This window comes from Brevundimonas sp. NPDC092305, from assembly GCF_044755415.1.
In the GTDB taxonomy this organism is placed as follows: Bacteria; Pseudomonadota; Alphaproteobacteria; order Caulobacterales; family Caulobacteraceae; genus Brevundimonas.
In genome coordinates this window covers 821,141-836,642 of sequence record NZ_JBIVQY010000002.1, presented here as the reverse complement: position 1 = coordinate 836,642, position 15,502 = coordinate 821,141, and the positions used below count along the sequence as shown (strand labels likewise).

Genomic DNA, 15,502 nt, shown 5'->3' with positions numbered 1-15,502 from the left:
CGACTTGGCGTAGTTGGCGGCCTGCGTCACGACCGACGAGGCTTCAGCCGTCAGGTCCGAGCGATCCCAGTCGAAGTAGACCACGAACTCACGCGCGGCCGGAACCGGCGGCGGCGGCGGGGTCACCGGGCGCGGCGGAGGCGGCGGCGGGGGAGGCGGCGGGGGCGGAGGCGGCGGAGGCGGCGGAGCCGGCTCGGCGCCGAACGCATAACGCAGACCCACGGTCAGGCTGTGGTCGCGATACTGGCCTTCCAGCGTACCCAGATTGCCGACCGTGGCGACCGTCTCGGCCTCCATGTTGGTCATCAGGTAGCGGTAGGTGAGGTCAAGATGAGCGCGGTCGCCGAGAGCCACGGCGACACCGGCGATCGCTTGCGCGGCCAGTTCGGTCGAGGAGTCGTCGATGGCGACGCCGGTGGTGCGCGGGGCGAAGCGCGTGCCGAGCATTTCGGTGTTCACGCGAGCGACGCCGGCGCCCAGACCGATGAACGGACGGACGCCCGAATCAGCCGAACCGAAGTCGTACAGGACGTTGGCCATCAGGGTCGTGGCCGAGATGTCGCCATCCACACCAACGCAAGGACCGGTAGCCGGGGTCACGTTACAGAAGGCCGGCGAGTTCGAAGCGCTGAAGTTGATGGCTTCAAACTCACCACCGTCGCGGTAACCGCCTTCAAGCTCGACGCGCCAGCTCTGGTCAAAGCGATAGCCCAGACGCGCGAACGCGGCCCACGAGTCCTTGACCTCAAGGTCGTAGCCGTTCGCTTCGATGCTGTTGGGAATATGCCAACCGGCGTCGATGGCGCCGTACCAGCCGTTCGGCTCGGCGGAGGCGACGCCGGCCGACAGAGCCAGGGCTCCCGCAGCGCTCGTCGCCAGAATCAGTGTTTTCACACGCATGGATGGAAGGCCCTCCACAGCCCAGTGTCATCATTGACGGGGCTCAAGCGCCACCGCTCCGAACTGCATAACAGCCTCTCCAGCCAAGGTCGAGCGGATAGCGCACACTTGACGGGAGCAGCGTTGCTTTACGGATACAGGAGGTTAACGGCCGTCAACCTCCGCCGATCCGGCCTGTTGCCTTTCCCGTTCCTTCACAGACGGGACAGGTCTCACCCTCCTGAACGACTCCGCTGCCGAGGCACTCAGGACACAGTGTAGGGTCAGGTCGTTGAAGCGACGCCGGATCAGTCGGGTCGGACGGGGTCAGGTCGCGGTCATCGATGTCGGAGGGGTTCATGGTTCCGGAACGGCCGGACCGGGCGCCGGGTTTCATGTCGACAGCGCGGGGCCTTGGCGCTAGAGCCCGCGAAATGGACGAGACCGAACGGCAATCCGAGGAACGCGGCTGGGCCACGGCGAAAACGCTGGCCGAGGCGCTGCCCTATATTCAGGTCTACGACCGCGAAACCGTGGTCATAAAGTACGGCGGCCACGCTATGGGCGAAGTCGCGGTGGCCAAACAGTTCGCGGCCGACGTCGTCCTGCTGAAGCTCATGGGCGTAAACCCGGTGGTGGTGCACGGCGGCGGCCCGCAGATCAGCGCCATGCTGGACAAGGCGGGCGTCAAATCCAGCTTCGTCGACGGTCTCCGCGTTACCGATACCGACACCATGGCGGTGGCCGAGATGGTTCTGTCGGGCGCGGTCAACAAGGAGATCGCCCACTGGATCACCATGGCCGGCAAGGAAGCCGACGTGCGCGGCGTCGGCCTGTCCGGCAAGGACGCCGGCCTGCTGACGGTCGAAAAGACCAGGCGCACCCGGCGCGACCCCGACAGCATGATCGAACATGAGGTCGACCTAGGTTTCGTCGGTGAACCGACCCACGTCGACCCCAAGCTGATCCGCGACCTGATCGCGTCAGAAACTGACGACTGGGTGCCCGTCGTGGCCCCGATCGGCGTGGCCGAGGACGGCCAGACCTTCAACGTCAACGCCGATACCGTTGCGGGAGCGCTGGCGGGCGAGCTGAAGGCCAAGCGCATGCTGCTGCTGACCGACGTGCCCGGCGTGAAGGGCGCGGACGGCCAGATCATACGCCAGATGACCGTCGGCGAGGCTTCGCGCCTCATCGACGAGGGCGTCGCCACCGGCGGCATGATCCCCAAGCTTCAGACCGCCATGGCCGCCGTGCGCGAAGGCGTCGAGGCCGTGGTCATTCTGGACGGCCGCCGTCCCCACGCCATGCTGGTCGAGCTGTTCACCGAGACGGGCGCCGGCACCCTGGTGAAGGCCGGATGAGCCTTCCCTCCACCCTCGACCTGACCGGACGCGACGTCTGGATCTTCGACATGGACGACACCCTGTATCCGCCGGAGCAGGGCCTGCTCACGCTGGTACAGGCGCGGATCAACGCCTTCATGGTGGCGGCGGTCGGCCTGCCCGAGGATCAGGCGCGGACGCTGCAGCGCCAGTTCCTCGACGAGCACGGCACGACGCTGGCCGGGCTGATGGCCAACTACACCGTCGACCCCGACCGCTTCCTGCACGAGGTGCACGACGTGCCCATGGACAGCGTCGAGCCCAACCCGGTGCTGGCGAAGATGATCGCCGCCCTGCCCGGCCGGAAATACGTGATGACCAACGGCGCGCGCGAGTATGCGGGCCGGGTGATCGAACGCCTCGGCTTCACGCCCCTGTTCGACGGCGTCTGGGCGATCGAGGACATGGAGCTGACGCCCAAGCCGGCGCCGGCCACCTTCCGCCGCTTCCTGGACCAGTTCGACATCGACCCGGCGCGGGCGGTCTTCTTCGAGGACACCCCGCGCAATCTGCAGCCGGCCAAGGCGCTGGGGATGGCGACGGTGCTGATCGGCGACGGTCGGGGCCATCCGGTCGGCGACTGGATCGACGCGCAGGCTGACGATCTGCCTGCCTTTCTTGAACCGCTTGATCTGAAGGACGCCGCATGACCGACCGCGCCCATCTGGAAACCATCATCGAGGCGGCGTGGGAAGATCGCGCCGGCGTGTCAGCCGCCACCCACGGCGAGATCCGCCACGCGGTGGAGCAAGCTCTTGCCCTGCTGGATTCCGGCGCGGCCCGCGTCGCCTCCCGCGGCGAGGACGGCGTCTGGACCACGCATCAGTGGCTGAAGAAGGCCGTTCTGCTGTCCTTCCGTCTGAACGACAACGGCGTGATGCGCGCGGGCGACCGCGGCCCCGCCTCCAACGCCCCCGGCGTCGGCCCGTGGTGGGACAAGGTCCCCAACAAGTTCGGCGACTGGACCGGCGCCCACTATCAGGAGGCAGGCTTCCGCTCGGTGCCCGGCTCCATCGTGCGTCAGGGCGCCTACATCGCCAGGAACGTCGTGCTGATGCCGTCGTTCGTGAACATCGGCGCCTATGTGGACGAAGGCTCGATGGTGGACGCCTGGGCCACGGTCGGCTCCTGCGCCCAGATCGGCAAGAACGTGCACCTGTCCGGCGGGGCCGGCATCGGCGGCGTCCTTGAGCCCCTGCAGGCCAATCCGACCATCATCGAGGACGGCTGCTTCATCGGCGCCCGCGCCGAAGTGGCCGAGGGCGTCATCGTCCGCGAAGGCGCCGTGCTGGCCATGGGCGTCTATCTGTCGGGCTCGACCAAAATCGTCGACCGCGCCACCGGCGAAGTCTTCCGCGGCGAGGTGCCGGCCTACAGCGTCGTCGTCCCCGGCAGCCTGCCCGATCCGAACGGCGGCCCGTCCCTCTACTGCGCCGTCATCGTCAAGCGTGTCGACGCCCAGACCCGGGCCAAGACGGGCGTCAACGAGCTGCTACGCGACTGACTTCTAGCGCGTCGCCAGCCGCACGAGTTTGCCGTTCGCCTCATCCGTGATCGCCCAGACCGCGCCGTCCGGTCCGACGGCCACGTCGCGCACCCGCTCGCCCAGATCGGTCAGCAGACGCTCCTCGCCGACGACCCAGTTGTTCTCCAGCACCAGCCGGGCGATGTGCTTTTCCTTGAGGCCGGCGACCAGCAGGTTGCCGCGCCAGCCCGGGAACATGGCGCCGTCGTAGAAGGTCATGCCGCCCGGCGCGATGACCGGGTCCCAGTAGTAGACCGGCTGTTCGGTGCCTGCGCGCTGGGTCTCGCCCGTGTTGATCGCACCGCCGGCGTACTCGACGCCGTATGCAGCGTCAGGCCAGCCGTAGTTCTTGCCGGCCTGATCGAGATTGATCTCGTCCCCGCCTCGCGTGCCGTGCTCGACCGTCCAGACGTCGCCGTTCGAAGCGATGGCGACGCCCTGCATGTTGCGGTGGCCCAGTGACCAGATTTCCGGCAGCGCGCCCTGTCGCCCGACGAAGGGATTGTCCTGCGGGACCGAGCCGTCGAGGTTCACGCGAATGGTCTTGCCCATGTGCGAGGCCAGATCCTGCGCCTGCGGCCGCATCGGTCGATCTGACCGCTCGCCGAGGGTGATGAAGATGTGCCCCGAGCGATCGAAGGCCAGCGCCGAGCCGAAATGCTTGTCGCCGTCATAGGTCGGCATGGCGCGGAAGATGACCTGCACGTTCTCGACCCGGGCCCCGTCGTCGGACAGGCGTCCTCGCGCGACCGAGGTGGCGTTGCCGCCCTCGCGCGGTTCGGAATAGCTCCAGTAGATCAGCCGGTCCTGCCCGAAGGTCGGCCCCACAGCCACGTCCAGCAGGCCGCCCTGCCCACGCGCATCGACACGCGGCAGGCCGGCGATCGGCGCGCCCTTGGCGCCGTCCGCGCCGATGATCCGCAGGCTGCCCGAGCGTTCGGTCACCAGCCAGCGGCCATCCGGCAAAAGGGCGAGCCCCCACGGGTGGTCGAGGCCGGAGGCCACGACCGTGTGCGTCAGCACGGCCTCGGTCCGCACAGCCGGCGCGCGCGTCTGTCCGGCAAAGGCGGGCTGCTGGTTCGCGCCATTGGCGGGACGGGTTTCCAGCGGCGTCCCGGCCTGACCCGCAGCGGGCGCATCCTGTCCGTTGGCTCCGCAGGCGGCGGCGAGGGCGGCTAGGGAAACGGATACAGCGAGGGGGGCGAAACGCATGGGGCAGGCTCCGGAGTTCAGGGGTCTAACGTCACACCGGCCGTTGCCGTTCGCAACCGGGACACAGACGCGGCATCACGCCGCGCCGAGACGCACCAGCCGGCCGTTGGTCTCGTCCGTCAAATGATGCAGGGCGGTGCGCGGGACGGCTTGAATCCGCCTCCTGTCGCCTCTATAGGCACGCCTCTTCCGGCGGACAGACCAGTTCCCGTCGGACTCGAGAGATCGGGGCTGGGTAGCTCAGCTGGTTAGAGCGGTGGATTCATAACCCACAGGTCGGCGGTTCGAGCCCGCCTCCAGCCACCACTTTCCTGAAATCAGCGCGCGCGGCAGGTTTGACGGACGCGGAGCGCCATCTGGCGGTCGCCGGCTTCGTTTGCGGCAGTTCGGGCTTCGTTGCATTTGCCCTCTTGCACCAGTGCTGCGATGCGGTCGGCCAGCGCGGCGCGCTCGGGGTTGGCTGCGGCGGCCTGCTCGCGCTCACGGGTCATGTCGGCGCGGTTGCGCTCGAAGTCGCGGGTGTCGCGAAAACCGTTGTTGGCGTTGAAGTTGGAAGGGGCGCTATTAGTAGTGGTCGCGCTCGGCATCGTGGGCGTGCGCGCCTGGGCGGCGGCGTTCGTGGCGGCCAGCGTCAGGGCGGCGGCGAGCATGAGGCTCAGCGTTTTCATGGACTCTCTCCCATCGCGATCGTCGAGCGCCGGGCGCGCCCCCGATCCGTGGATGAAAAACTACCATCCGATTTCCGTTGCGCCAATCTATTGCAACCTCCCCGACCTTGCCTGCGTTAACGGCCAAGGTTGAACCGGAGGAATTCCCGATGCGTAAGTCCATGATCACCGTCGCAGCCATCGCGACCCTGACCCTCGGCGCCGCCGCCTGCTCGCAGGCTGAGCAGGATCGGGCCCAAGCCGACGCCAACGACGCCGCCGCCGAGACCGGTCAGGCCGCCGAAGCGACCGGATCGGCGCTCAAGGAAGAAGCCGCGCAGGTCGGCTCGGCCATCGCCGCCGGCGCCAGCGAGGCCGCTCAGGAAGTCGACGAGGCCACCGACAATCTGGCCCGCGACGCCGATCAGCAGAAGGCCGAGACCAGGTCGGATACGACCGGCAACCACTAAGGCCGCGTCAGGCGGGCTCGGCCAGCAGGGCGTCGACGACGCGCCTCGCCTCCGGGCTCGCCCAGTCCGCGCCCCCGGTCAGGTGGGCGCGGATGCGACCCTGCCTGTCCACCAGCACCGTCTGCGGCATGCCGCCCTTGCCGGGCAGTTCGAACGGAAGCTGGAATTTCGGGTCTCGATAGAAGGGCAAGGGCGCATTGGCGCGCAGGAATCCCGCCGCCGGGCCGGCCTGTTCGGGATCGTGGTCGACGTCGATGGTGACCACCGCCACGTCCTGACCCTCATACGCGCGAGCCAGCGCCGCCAGCGTCGGCATCTCCTCGCGGCAGGGCGCGCACCACATGGCCCAGACGTTGACGACGGTCACCTTGCCGCGGAAATCCGACAACCGCGCGGGCGAGCCGTCGGGCGCTATGAAGGCGTAGTCCGGCGCCGCAGAGGGCTCCGGCACGACCAGCTTCGTCATCGTCCCGGCGGCCAGCGTCGCCAGCGGATCGCGACCGCCTTTGAAGATCAGGTCGGGTTTGGCGTATAGCAGCGCCGCACCGGCGATCAGCAGCACGCCCGCGCCGATCGCTCCCACCGCTGCCTTCGAGATCCGCATGGCCCAGACGCCTCCTGACGCCGCGACCCAGACCGCCTCCGGCGGGCAAGGTCAAGACATGTGGGGCGGACGCTTTTCGTCACAGCCCGCAGAAATCATGCAGGCGATCAACGTCTCCATCGGCGTCGACAAACGTCTGTGGGCTCAGGATCTGGCCGGCTCGCGCGCCCATTGCCGCATGCTGGCGGCGCGAGGGATCATCGAACAGGCCGACGCCGACGCCATCCTCTCCGGCCTGGAAACGATCGAGTTCGAGATCGCGGGCGGGACATTCCCTTTCCGCGACGCCTATGAAGACATCCACATGAATGTGGAGGCCCGGCTGGCCGAGCTGATCGGCGAACCGTCGGGCCGCCTGCACACGGCGCGCAGCCGCAACGATCAGGTGGCGACCGACTTCCGCCTGTGGGTCCGACACGCCTGCGACCGCCAGATTAACCAGCTGAAAGGCCTGCAGCGCGTCCTGCTGGCCCGCGCCGAACAGCATGCGGCCGACCTGATGCCGGGCTTCACCCATCTGCAGACCGCCCAGCCGGTGACGCTGGGCCACCATCTGATGGCCTATGTCGAGATGTTCGGCCGCGACGCCGGCCGCTTCGCCGACGCCCGGACGCGCATGAACGAGAACCCGCTGGGCGCCGCGGCGCTGGCCGGCTCGCCCTTCCCCATCGACCGTCACATGACGGCGAAGACGCTGGGCTTCGACCGGCCGATGGCGAACTCGCTGGACGCCGTGTCCGACCGCGATTTCGCGCTGGAGAGCCTCGCCGCCGCCAGCATCTGCGCCGGCCACCTGTCGCGGCTGGCGGAAGAGATCGTGATCTGGATGACGCCGATGTTCGGTTTCGCCAGCCTGCCCGACGATCTGACCACCGGCTCATCGATCATGCCGCAGAAGCGCAATCCGGACGCCGCCGAGCTGGTTCGCGCCAAGACCGGCCGCATCCTCGGCTCGCTGGTCGCCCTGTCGACGGTGATGAAGGGCCTGCCGCTGGCCTATTCGAAGGACATGCAGGAGGACAAGCCGCCGGTGTTCGAAGCCTTCGACGCGCTGGACCTCGCGCTCGGCGCCATAACAGCCATGGTCGCGGCCCTGCAGCCGAATACAGAGCGCATGCGGGCCGCCGCCGGCGCCGGCTTCTCGACCGCCACCGATCTGGCCGACTGGCTGGTGCGCGAACTGAACCTGCCGTTCCGCAAGGCGCACCATGTGACGGGCGCGGCGGTGAAGCGGGCAGAGGCGCTGGGCGTGGACCTGATGCAACTGCCGCTGGCCGAATTGCAGGCGCTTGAACCCCGCGTCACCGAGGCGGTTTACAAGGTGCTTTCCCCTGAGGCTTCTTGCGAGAGCCGCCAGAGTTTCGGGGGCACGGCGCCGGAGCAGGTCCGCGCGCGCATCGCTGATTGGAAGACGCGACTATGAAACCCCTGGTTCTCGCGGGCGCCCTCGCCCTGATCGCCGTCTCCGTCTCGGCTTGCGGCCGCATCGCCGACCTCGACGCTCCGCCGGCGAAGAAGACCGAGCGCGGCCTGCGCCCGGCCAGCGCCCCGCCGCTGCCCGACCCGGCGACCGTCTATCGTCCGCCCAGCGTCCAGCCGATCGATGGCGGGCCGACCAGCCCGTACAACGGTCCGGGCGCCCAGCCGAACCGACGCTGACTTGCACCACTTCACCCGCATAGAGGGCGCGCTCTACGCCGAGGGCGTGCCGCTGGAAGAGCTGGCCGACGCCATCGGCACGCCGGCCTATGTCTATTCCACCGCCACCCTGACCCGGCACTACACCCTGCTGCGCCGGGCGCTGGACGTGCACCACGACGCCTTCGGCGGCGGGCTGATCGCCTTTGCGGTCAAGGCCAACCCCAACCTGTCGGTGCTGGCCACGCTGGCCCGGCTGGGCTGTGGCGCGGACACGGTGTCGGAGGGCGAGATCCGTCGGGCGCTGGCGGCCGGTGTTCCCGCCTCGAAAATCATCTTCTCCGGCGTGGGCAAGACCGACGCCGAACTGGCCTTCGCCATCCGGGCCGAGGTGCGCCAGATCAACGTCGAGAGCGCCGCCGAGCTGTTCCGCCTGATGGTCATCGCCGACGCGCTGGACGCCTCGCCCGCCGTGGCGCTGAGGGTCAATCCGTCGATCGGCGCCGGCGGCCACGCCCGCATCACCACCGGCGGGGCGCTGGACAAGTTCGGCATCCCGCTGGAGCAGGCGCTGGACCTCTACGAGATCGCCCACCAGTCGCCCAACCTGACGCCCGTCGGCCTCGCCTGTCACATCGGCAGCCAGATCGTCGACTTGGCCCCGCTGGAGGCCGCCTTCGCCGCCCTGCGCGATGCGACCCAGATCCTGCGCTCACGCGGTCTGCCGGTGACGCGGCTGGACCTCGGCGGTGGACTGGGCGTGCCCTATCACGGACAGGCCGCCACCCCGTCCATCGACGCCTACGCCGCCGCCGCCGCCCGCGCGCTGGAGGGGCTGGACGTCGAGGCCGCCTTCGAACCCGGCCGCCTGCTGGCCGCCAACGCCGGCGTGCTGCTGGCCTCGGTGGTTCAGGTCAACGAACGCCCCGACGGCCGTCGCTTCCTTGTGCTGGACGCGGCCATGAACGACCTGATGCGCCCGGCCCTCTACGACGCCTATCACGAGATCCAGCCCGTCTACGATCAGGGCGGCGAGCCCGTGCCCTATGACGTCGTCGGCCCCATCTGCGAATCCACCGACGTCTTCGCCCGCGAGCGCGTGCTGGCCCCGCTTGAAGAAGGCGATCTGGTCGCCTTCATGAGCGCCGGCGCCTACGGGGCCGCCATGTCCAACGAATACAACTCCCGCCCCCTGATCCCCGAGGTTCTGGTCAATGGCGAGGAGTGGGCGCTGGTAAGGCCGCGGCCGTCGTATGACGAGATGCTGGACCGCGAGATTAAGGCGGACTGGCTGGATTGAGAGCGGGGTAACGGTGACGAGTTGGGTGTAAACCTTTATTCTGGCTACGATGTTGACTACGGCTCGGTAGATTATCCCACCGGCGGAGCTAGTGACGGCAACTTGGGAGCTCGAGGAGCGCTCTCTAAGAACCCCTCCCGCCGTGCTCGGACTAGGAACTAACCGATGCTCGTGTTGACCCTGATCAGCTTTCTCGTCCCTCAATCGGACTATGCTGGAAAATCTTGGTTTCAGTTTGGCCGGCCCGAGATTTCAACCCCTATCGCGGTGGTTCATATCGAAACCTTTAATACATCTGCCGGCCCGAGCGCGGATACCCATTGGGAAGTCGCTGTTACAACCGGAAAGCTGTGGAGGCAGCCTGAAGATCCAGAATTCCAGCTCTTCCGTTTGAATGCTGGTGCCGTCGAAACCCTCGATTCCGACCATTGTGCCTTCGCTCCAGTCTTGCGCGAAATGCGCGATCTAGTCCCACCCTATATTTTTGTGCCGGGAGCTAATGAACTTGATCGGCCGCCGGGCCCGCCTGAAGGGGCGCATCGGGGCTCATCTTACACGCTCATTGCGAACACTGCGGAAGCACCGCCCAAGGATTCGGACGCTGGCCTAGGTGCGCCCGTCGAGGTCAGCTTGAGTTCCAGTCATGGCGCATTGGCTGTTTGGAGTGAGCGCTTCAAAGCGATAGTGGACGGTTGCGACTGGATGGCGAGCCCGATCGCCCCTCCCGAGATGCAGCGAAAACCGGACGCCGCCCAATAAATCCACAAGCAGGCGTTTGAGCTGTCTAGACAAGTCGTCGCGCTAGGACCGCTCGAACTAATCCAGCGCACACACGTCCGGCAGCCCGCGCAACCCGCCCGCGTGATCCAGCCCATACCCCACGAGGAACCGGTTCGGCGCATCCCAGCCGACGAAGTCCGGCTCGGGCGCCCGCGGCAGCGGCCACGGTTTCTTGGCGAAGACGACGGTGAGAACCTTCGCCGCCCCTGCCTCGGTCGCGATCCGCACCGCCTCGGCCAGCGACAGGCCGGTGTCGAAGACGTCGTCGACGATCAGCACGGTCTTGCCCGCGATCGGCCGCTGGAAGTTCGCATAGACGTCGATCTTGCCCCGGCTCTGCTTGTCGTCGCCGTACGACGCCAGCCACAGGGCGTCGAAGCGGACGTTGCGCCCGGCCCGCGACAGGGCGCGCGTCAGGTCGGCCGCGAACCAAAGCCCGCCGGTCAGCAGGACGGCCGCGACCGTCTCGTCATCCACATGGGGCGCGATCCGCTCGGCGAGGCCCGCGACGATGCGCTGGATCTCGACCTCGGGCAGAAGAACGGTGGGCGTCTGTGGAGTGGGCGTCTGGGGAGCGTCAGCCATGAGAGGCGGATACCGCCTCTGCCCCGTGCGAGTCCATCGCCACCGGCACGGCGTCGATCGGCTGCATGTTGGCCGGCGCCGGCGCGGTGTCCGGCGACAGGGCCGGACGCAGGCCGGGCTCGGGCGCAGACGGGGCCGCTTCGGCATGGGTCTCGACCGGCTGGTCATGCTCCGGCGCATGGGCGGGCGCGCCGTGGTGGGCGTCGCGCTTCGGCGCGTCGGCGGCCGAGGCAAAGTCCACGCCCACGCCCGCGCCCTTGGCCCCGGGATCGTCGATGACGGCCGCGAAGCCCTGCACACCGCCCGGCAGCACCGGCGCGGCGTCGATATGCACGACCTTAAAGCCGATCTCGGCCCCGTGGGCGTCCAGCAGGGCCACCCGCACCGGCGGCGCGATCCGCTCGTTGTCTCGCACATTCCTGAGCGCACCCGAGATGACCACCTTCGACGGATCGTTCGGCAGGGGCCGGGCGCTGACCGCCTCGAATTCCAGTCCGGTCGGGTTCACCTTCAGCCCGACCGCCGCATAGGCCGAGGCCGTGCGCGGCATCACCTCGACCACATCCATGCGGAACAGCCAGGCGGCGCCCAGCAGGCCGATGAACACAGAGGCCACGCCCGCCCAGATCACGCCATGGGTCGCGGCCCGACGCAGGCGGCGTTGCTGCTCGGCCTTGGCGCGGAAGGCGCGGGGCAGCTCGGGGGCAGGGGTTTCCGCGAGGGTCTCCGCCGTCGCCTCATCCCGCTTGCCGAAGCTCTTCGGTTCTTCCGCGACCGGCGCCGCAGCCGTCAGCTCCAGCGGCTCCTCAAGCGTGGCCTTCCACGTATGCGCACAGCTTTTGCAGCGCACGGTACGGCCGTTCGGCCCGATCGCGTCATCGGGGGTGAAATAGCTGGTGGCGCAGGACGGGCAGGTCAGTATCATGTCGGTCTGACTGCGAGGCTCTTCGCCCCCTCCCGTCGCGACGACCTCGCCGCGTCCTGAATCCGAATCAATGTCCGTCCAGCCCCGCCGCGCCTCAACCGCCTCCGAGACCGACACCGTGCGCCTGTCAGGCGTGGGTTTCGGCTACGCGGACGGACCCGAGGTGCTTCGGGACATTAACCTCAATCTGCCATCTGGCTCTTTCCACTTCCTTACCGGCCCGTCCGGCGCGGGAAAGTCGACGCTTCTGCGCCTGCTGACGCTGGCCGAACGGCCCACGGCGGGCCGGCTGGAGCTGTTCGGCGAAGACGCAGGCGAGGCGCCGCGCGCCGCAATGCCCGCCTTTCGCAGGCGCATGGGGGTGGTGTTTCAGGAGTTTCGCCTGCTGGACCACCTCAGCGCCTTCGATAACGTCGCCCTGCCCCTGCGCCTGTCCGGCGCGCGAAACTATGAGCAGGACGTGCGCGAAATGCTCGAGTGGGTCGGGCTCGGCGCCCGCGCCGACGACCGGCCCGCCGTCCTTTCCGGCGGTGAGAAGCAGCGGCTGGCCATCGCCCGCGCCGTGGTGACCCGGCCCGAGCTGATCATCGCCGACGAACCGACCGGCAGCGTCGACGCCCGCATGGCCGAACGTCTGCTGAAGCTGTTCCAGTCGATGAACCGGCTGGGCGTGACCGTCCTGATCGCCAGCCACGACCAGAGCCTCGCCGAACGGTCCGGCGCGGGGGTGCTGCGGCTCGAGGGCGGCGTGCTAGAGGGGGCGTCCGCATGATCTCCTTCCGTCGCGGCCCGACCATCCTGCCTCACGATGCCGGCGGCGAGCGTCTGTTGGCGACCGTGATCGCCATCCTGTGCTGTCTCGCCTGTCTGGCCGCCGTCGGCGCTTCGGCCGCCAACCGCGCCGCCCACGGCTGGGCCCGGGCGCTGGGCGCCGAGGCCACGGTTCAGGTCCGGCCCCGCGTCGGTGAGACGGGCGCCGAGGCCGCCGCCCGCGCCGCAGAAACTCTTGCCGGCGTCACCGGTGTCGAAGAAGCCGAAGCCATGAAGCGCGCCGAGGCCGAGGCCCTGCTGCGCCCATGGATCGGCGACGCCGTCCTGCCTGACCTGCCCATCCCCTTCCTCGTCACCGTCCGACTGGACCGCGACGCCCCCGCCAGCGCCGTGACTCTCAGCCGCGCACTGGCCGAGGCCGGCGTGGACGCCTCCGTGGACGACCACACCCTGTGGCGCGGCGAGGTCGAGCGCTCGGCCAACACGGTGACTACGCTGGCCCTGATCGGCTTTCTGATCATTGCGGGGGCGGCCGGGGCCGTCGTCGCCTACGCCACCCGTGCGGGCATGGCGGCCCAAGGCGCGATCATCGAGACCCTCAGCCTCAACGGCGCCTCGGACAGCCGCATCGCCGGCCTGTATCAAACGCGCTACGCCCTGCTGGCCCTCGGCGCCGGCGCGGCGGGCACGCTCGGCGCCATGGTGGTGGTCGCGGCGGTCCGTTTTCTGGGCGGCGCGGAAGGGGTCACGCCCGCCCTGCCTGTCGCATGGAGCGACGTCTGGGTGCTCTCGCCATGTCCGCTGTTGGCCGCTACCGTCGCGCTTGTCGCAGCCCGCATCGCCGCGCTGGCGCGGCTTCGGGGGCGTCGCTAAGCTAAAGCCATGAAGTTTCTGACGTTCATCGTCATCATCGCGCTGATCTGGCTGGTCGGCCTGTTCGTCTTCGCCGACCGGGTGCGGGGCTATGCGCCGGCGCAGGAGCCCGCGCGCGCCGACGCCATCGTCGCCCTGACCGGCCCGTCTTCCGAGCGGGTCAACACAGCCATCCGCCTGCTGGAGCAGGACAAGGGCGAGCGGGTCCTGATCTCCGGAGTCAATCGCGAGGTCCGCCGTCAGGAGCTGCGCGCCCTGACCCCCGGTTCGAACAAGTTGTTCAACTGCTGCGTCGATCTGGGCTTCGAGGCCGAGGACACCATCGGCAATGCGCAGGAGATCGCCGCCTGGGCCCGGTCCAAGGACTATGACAGCCTGATCGTCGTCACCTCCGACTATCACATGCCCCGCGCCCTGACCGAACTGCGCGCCGCCGCCCCCGGAGTTGCCCTGACGCCCTACGCCATCGAGACGCCGTCGCTGGACGACAGCCAGTGGTGGCGCGCCGCCGTCACCGCCCGCCGCATGACGCTCGAATACGTCAAATACCTCGCCGCCCTCGGTCGCGCCGCGTGGTCGCGCGTATCCGGCGAGACCTCGGCCGTCGTCGAGAGCCGGCCGACGCCGGACGCGACGCTGGAGCCCACCGCATGACCACCGTCCGTTCGCTGCTGTTTGTGCTGTGGCTCTATCTATCGATGGCCCTGTTCGCCGTCGGCCTGTCGCCCGCACTGCTGCTGCCCTACCGCGCCGCCATGACGGTGATCCGCATGTGGGCGCGCTTCGTCCTGTTCGGCCTGCGCTGGATCGCTGGCGTGAAGGTCGAGTTCCGCGGCCTCGAACACCGTCCGACTGGCGCTGCCCTGATCGCCGGCAAGCATCAGGGCATGCTGGACGTCATCGCCCCCTTCGCCATCCTTCCCGACAACTGTTTCATCATGAAGAAGGAGCTGATGCCCCTGCCCTTCTTCGGCTGGTTCGCCTGGAAGACGAACATGATCGCCGTCGACCGCTCGGCCCACTCCAAGGCGCTGAAGGACATGGTCCGACAGGCCCGCGCCCGACACGCCGAGGGCCGGCAGATCCTGATTTTCCCCGAAGGCACCCGCACAGAGGTCGGCGCCGCCCCCGACTACAAGCCCGGCATCGCCGCCCTCTACCGCGATCTCGACGCCCCCTGCACCCCCATGGCCACCAACTCCGGGGTCCACTGGCCGGCCCACGGCTTTCGTCGCTACCCCGGCACCGTGGTCTACGAGTTCCTGCCCGCCGTGCCTGCCGGCCTGAAACGGGCGGAGTTCATGGCGCAGCTGGAAGAGCGGCTGGAAGGGGCGTCAACCGCTCTCCTAAATTCCTGATTTCCGCTCATCCCGGCGAAAGCCGGGACCCAGTCCTGTCCAGCAATCTCAGGCTTGTCGGCCGAATTCCTCAAACAGGTCCTTCCAGCCCGGGTTGGTCCGCTCGATCAGTTCAAGTTTCCAGACCCGCTTCCACTCCTTGATCTGGCGCTCGCGAATAAACGCGGCATGACGGGTTTCATGCGTTTCGTACCAGACCAGCAGTGCGACACCGTACTTCGCCGTGAAACCTTCGCGGCGCTTGTCCCGGTGCTGGATTACCCGATCGATCAGGCCATCTGTCGAACCCGTGTAGAGCGTCCCGTTTCGGCGACTTGCGACGATGTAAGTAAAGAACGCCATCCCGGAACCAGCCTGCACTGCGAAAGTACTGGGTCCCGGCTTTCGCCGGGATGAGCGGATTTTCTAGGATGGGTTGAGGCGCTTCGCAATACCGGGACCTTGTGTGCAGCCGCGTCCCCAGCCGTTGCCATAAGGTCGCACCCCGGCCTGATCCTCATCCTGTCGGGAGCGGGTTCCGTATCAGGGCATTCTGACGCGTGACTTTCTC

The 15,502-nt window shown here is 68.2% G+C and carries 19 protein-coding genes and 1 tRNA gene; 13 read left to right on the top strand and 7 right to left on the bottom strand.

Annotated features, from left to right (window positions below; all coding sequences use genetic code 11):
* A partial coding sequence (locus tag ACIQC9_RS14700; RefSeq protein WP_400617325.1) for an outer membrane protein occupies positions 1–900 on the bottom strand: 900 nt, incomplete at its 3' end.
* Positions 901–1,313: 413 nt separating this feature from the next.
* Between ACIQC9_RS14700 and argB the strand changes: the two genes are divergently transcribed.
* Genes argB through dapD form a run of 3 tightly spaced genes read left to right on the top strand, consistent with a single transcriptional unit; the run spans position 1,314 to position 3,768 of the window.
* Positions 1,314–2,243, top strand: coding sequence for an acetylglutamate kinase (gene argB, locus ACIQC9_RS14695; RefSeq protein WP_400617323.1), 930 nt, complete (start codon positions 1,314–1,316; stop codon positions 2,241–2,243).
* The gene (locus tag ACIQC9_RS14690; RefSeq protein WP_400617321.1) at positions 2,240–2,914 is read left to right on the top strand and encodes a pyrimidine 5'-nucleotidase; all 675 of its coding nucleotides are present in this window, start codon (positions 2,240–2,242) and stop codon (positions 2,912–2,914) included. The genes argB and ACIQC9_RS14690 overlap by 4 nt, the downstream gene beginning before the upstream one ends.
* Positions 2,911–3,768 (top strand): 2,3,4,5-tetrahydropyridine-2,6-dicarboxylate N-succinyltransferase, encoded by an 858-nt coding sequence (gene dapD / locus ACIQC9_RS14685; RefSeq protein ID WP_400617319.1) that lies wholly within the window; start codon positions 2,911–2,913, stop codon positions 3,766–3,768. The genes ACIQC9_RS14690 and dapD overlap by 4 nt, the downstream gene beginning before the upstream one ends.
* 3 nt (positions 3,769–3,771) lie before the next feature.
* Here dapD and ACIQC9_RS14680 read toward each other — a convergent pair whose 3' ends face one another.
* Complete coding sequence (locus tag ACIQC9_RS14680) at positions 3,772–5,001, bottom strand: PQQ-dependent sugar dehydrogenase (RefSeq protein ID WP_400617317.1); 1,230 nt, start codon at positions 4,999–5,001, stop codon at positions 3,772–3,774.
* A gap of 229 nt (positions 5,002–5,230) precedes the next feature.
* On the opposite strand from ACIQC9_RS14680, the gene ACIQC9_RS14675 reads away from it, so the two are divergent.
* Positions 5,231–5,307: transfer RNA gene (locus ACIQC9_RS14675), tRNA-Met, on the top strand.
* Between the two features lie 11 nt (positions 5,308–5,318).
* Here the strand turns inward: ACIQC9_RS14675 and ACIQC9_RS14670 are convergent.
* Positions 5,319–5,669, bottom strand: coding sequence for a hypothetical protein (locus ACIQC9_RS14670; RefSeq protein ID WP_400617315.1), 351 nt, complete (start codon positions 5,667–5,669; stop codon positions 5,319–5,321).
* A 149-nt stretch (positions 5,670–5,818) separates the two neighbouring features.
* On the opposite strand from ACIQC9_RS14670, the gene ACIQC9_RS14665 reads away from it, so the two are divergent.
* A complete protein-coding gene (locus ACIQC9_RS14665; RefSeq protein ID WP_400617313.1) occupies positions 5,819–6,118 on the top strand; it encodes a hypothetical protein in 300 nt (99 codons plus the stop codon).
* 7 nt (positions 6,119–6,125) lie between these two features.
* Here ACIQC9_RS14665 and ACIQC9_RS14660 read toward each other — a convergent pair whose 3' ends face one another.
* A complete protein-coding gene (locus ACIQC9_RS14660; RefSeq protein WP_400617311.1) occupies positions 6,126–6,722 on the bottom strand; it encodes a TlpA family protein disulfide reductase in 597 nt (198 codons plus the stop codon).
* A gap of 58 nt (positions 6,723–6,780) precedes the next feature.
* Between ACIQC9_RS14660 and argH the strand changes: the two genes are divergently transcribed.
* From argH to ACIQC9_RS14640, 4 genes are all read left to right on the top strand, one after another.
* Complete coding sequence (argH, locus tag ACIQC9_RS14655; protein WP_400617380.1) at positions 6,781–8,145, top strand: argininosuccinate lyase; 1,365 nt, start codon at positions 6,781–6,783, stop codon at positions 8,143–8,145.
* A complete protein-coding gene (locus ACIQC9_RS14650) occupies positions 8,142–8,381 on the top strand; it encodes a hypothetical protein (RefSeq protein ID WP_400617309.1) in 240 nt (79 codons plus the stop codon). The genes argH and ACIQC9_RS14650 overlap by 4 nt, the downstream gene beginning before the upstream one ends.
* Position 8,382: 1 nt before the next feature.
* Complete coding sequence (gene lysA / locus ACIQC9_RS14645; protein WP_400617307.1) at positions 8,383–9,660, top strand: diaminopimelate decarboxylase; 1,278 nt, start codon at positions 8,383–8,385, stop codon at positions 9,658–9,660.
* Positions 9,661–9,825: 165 nt separating this feature from the next.
* The gene (locus ACIQC9_RS14640) at positions 9,826–10,419 is read left to right on the top strand and encodes a hypothetical protein (RefSeq protein WP_400617305.1); all 594 of its coding nucleotides are present in this window, start codon (positions 9,826–9,828) and stop codon (positions 10,417–10,419) included.
* Positions 10,420–10,476: 57 nt separating this feature from the next.
* Here the strand turns inward: ACIQC9_RS14640 and ACIQC9_RS14635 are convergent, their stop codons facing one another.
* Both ACIQC9_RS14635 and ACIQC9_RS14630 read right to left on the bottom strand, forming a co-directional pair.
* Positions 10,477–11,025 carry a phosphoribosyltransferase gene (locus ACIQC9_RS14635; protein WP_400617303.1) on the bottom strand — a complete coding sequence of 183 codons (549 nt, stop codon included), beginning with the start codon at positions 11,023–11,025 and terminating at the stop codon, positions 10,477–10,479.
* On the bottom strand, positions 11,018–11,950 hold the full coding sequence (locus tag ACIQC9_RS14630; protein WP_400617301.1) for an MJ0042-type zinc finger domain-containing protein: 933 nt from the start codon (positions 11,948–11,950) through the stop codon (positions 11,018–11,020). The genes ACIQC9_RS14635 and ACIQC9_RS14630 overlap by 8 nt, the downstream gene beginning before the upstream one ends.
* 70 nt (positions 11,951–12,020) lie before the next feature.
* Here ACIQC9_RS14630 and ACIQC9_RS14625 point away from each other — a divergent pair, with 70 nt between their 5' ends.
* Genes ACIQC9_RS14625 through ACIQC9_RS14610 form a run of 4 tightly spaced genes read left to right on the top strand, consistent with a single transcriptional unit; the run spans position 12,021 to position 14,952 of the window.
* Positions 12,021–12,722, top strand: coding sequence for a cell division ATP-binding protein FtsE (locus ACIQC9_RS14625; protein WP_400617299.1), 702 nt, complete (start codon positions 12,021–12,023; stop codon positions 12,720–12,722).
* Positions 12,719–13,594: a cell division protein FtsX gene (locus ACIQC9_RS14620; protein WP_400617297.1), complete on the top strand. Its 876-nt coding sequence runs from the start codon at positions 12,719–12,721 to the stop codon at positions 13,592–13,594. Before ACIQC9_RS14625 ends, ACIQC9_RS14620 begins: the two co-directional genes overlap by 4 nt.
* A 9-nt stretch (positions 13,595–13,603) precedes the next feature.
* On the top strand, positions 13,604–14,248 hold the full coding sequence (locus ACIQC9_RS14615; protein ID WP_400617295.1) for a YdcF family protein: 645 nt from the start codon (positions 13,604–13,606) through the stop codon (positions 14,246–14,248).
* Positions 14,245–14,952 (top strand): lysophospholipid acyltransferase family protein, encoded by a 708-nt coding sequence (locus ACIQC9_RS14610; RefSeq protein WP_400617293.1) that lies wholly within the window; start codon positions 14,245–14,247, stop codon positions 14,950–14,952. Before ACIQC9_RS14615 ends, ACIQC9_RS14610 begins: the two co-directional genes overlap by 4 nt.
* Positions 14,953–15,000: 48 nt before the next feature.
* Here ACIQC9_RS14610 and ACIQC9_RS14605 read toward each other — a convergent pair whose 3' ends face one another.
* Positions 15,001–15,294: a GIY-YIG nuclease family protein gene (locus tag ACIQC9_RS14605; RefSeq protein WP_400617378.1), complete on the bottom strand. Its 294-nt coding sequence runs from the start codon at positions 15,292–15,294 to the stop codon at positions 15,001–15,003.
* Between the last annotated feature and the right edge of the window lie 208 nt (positions 15,295–15,502).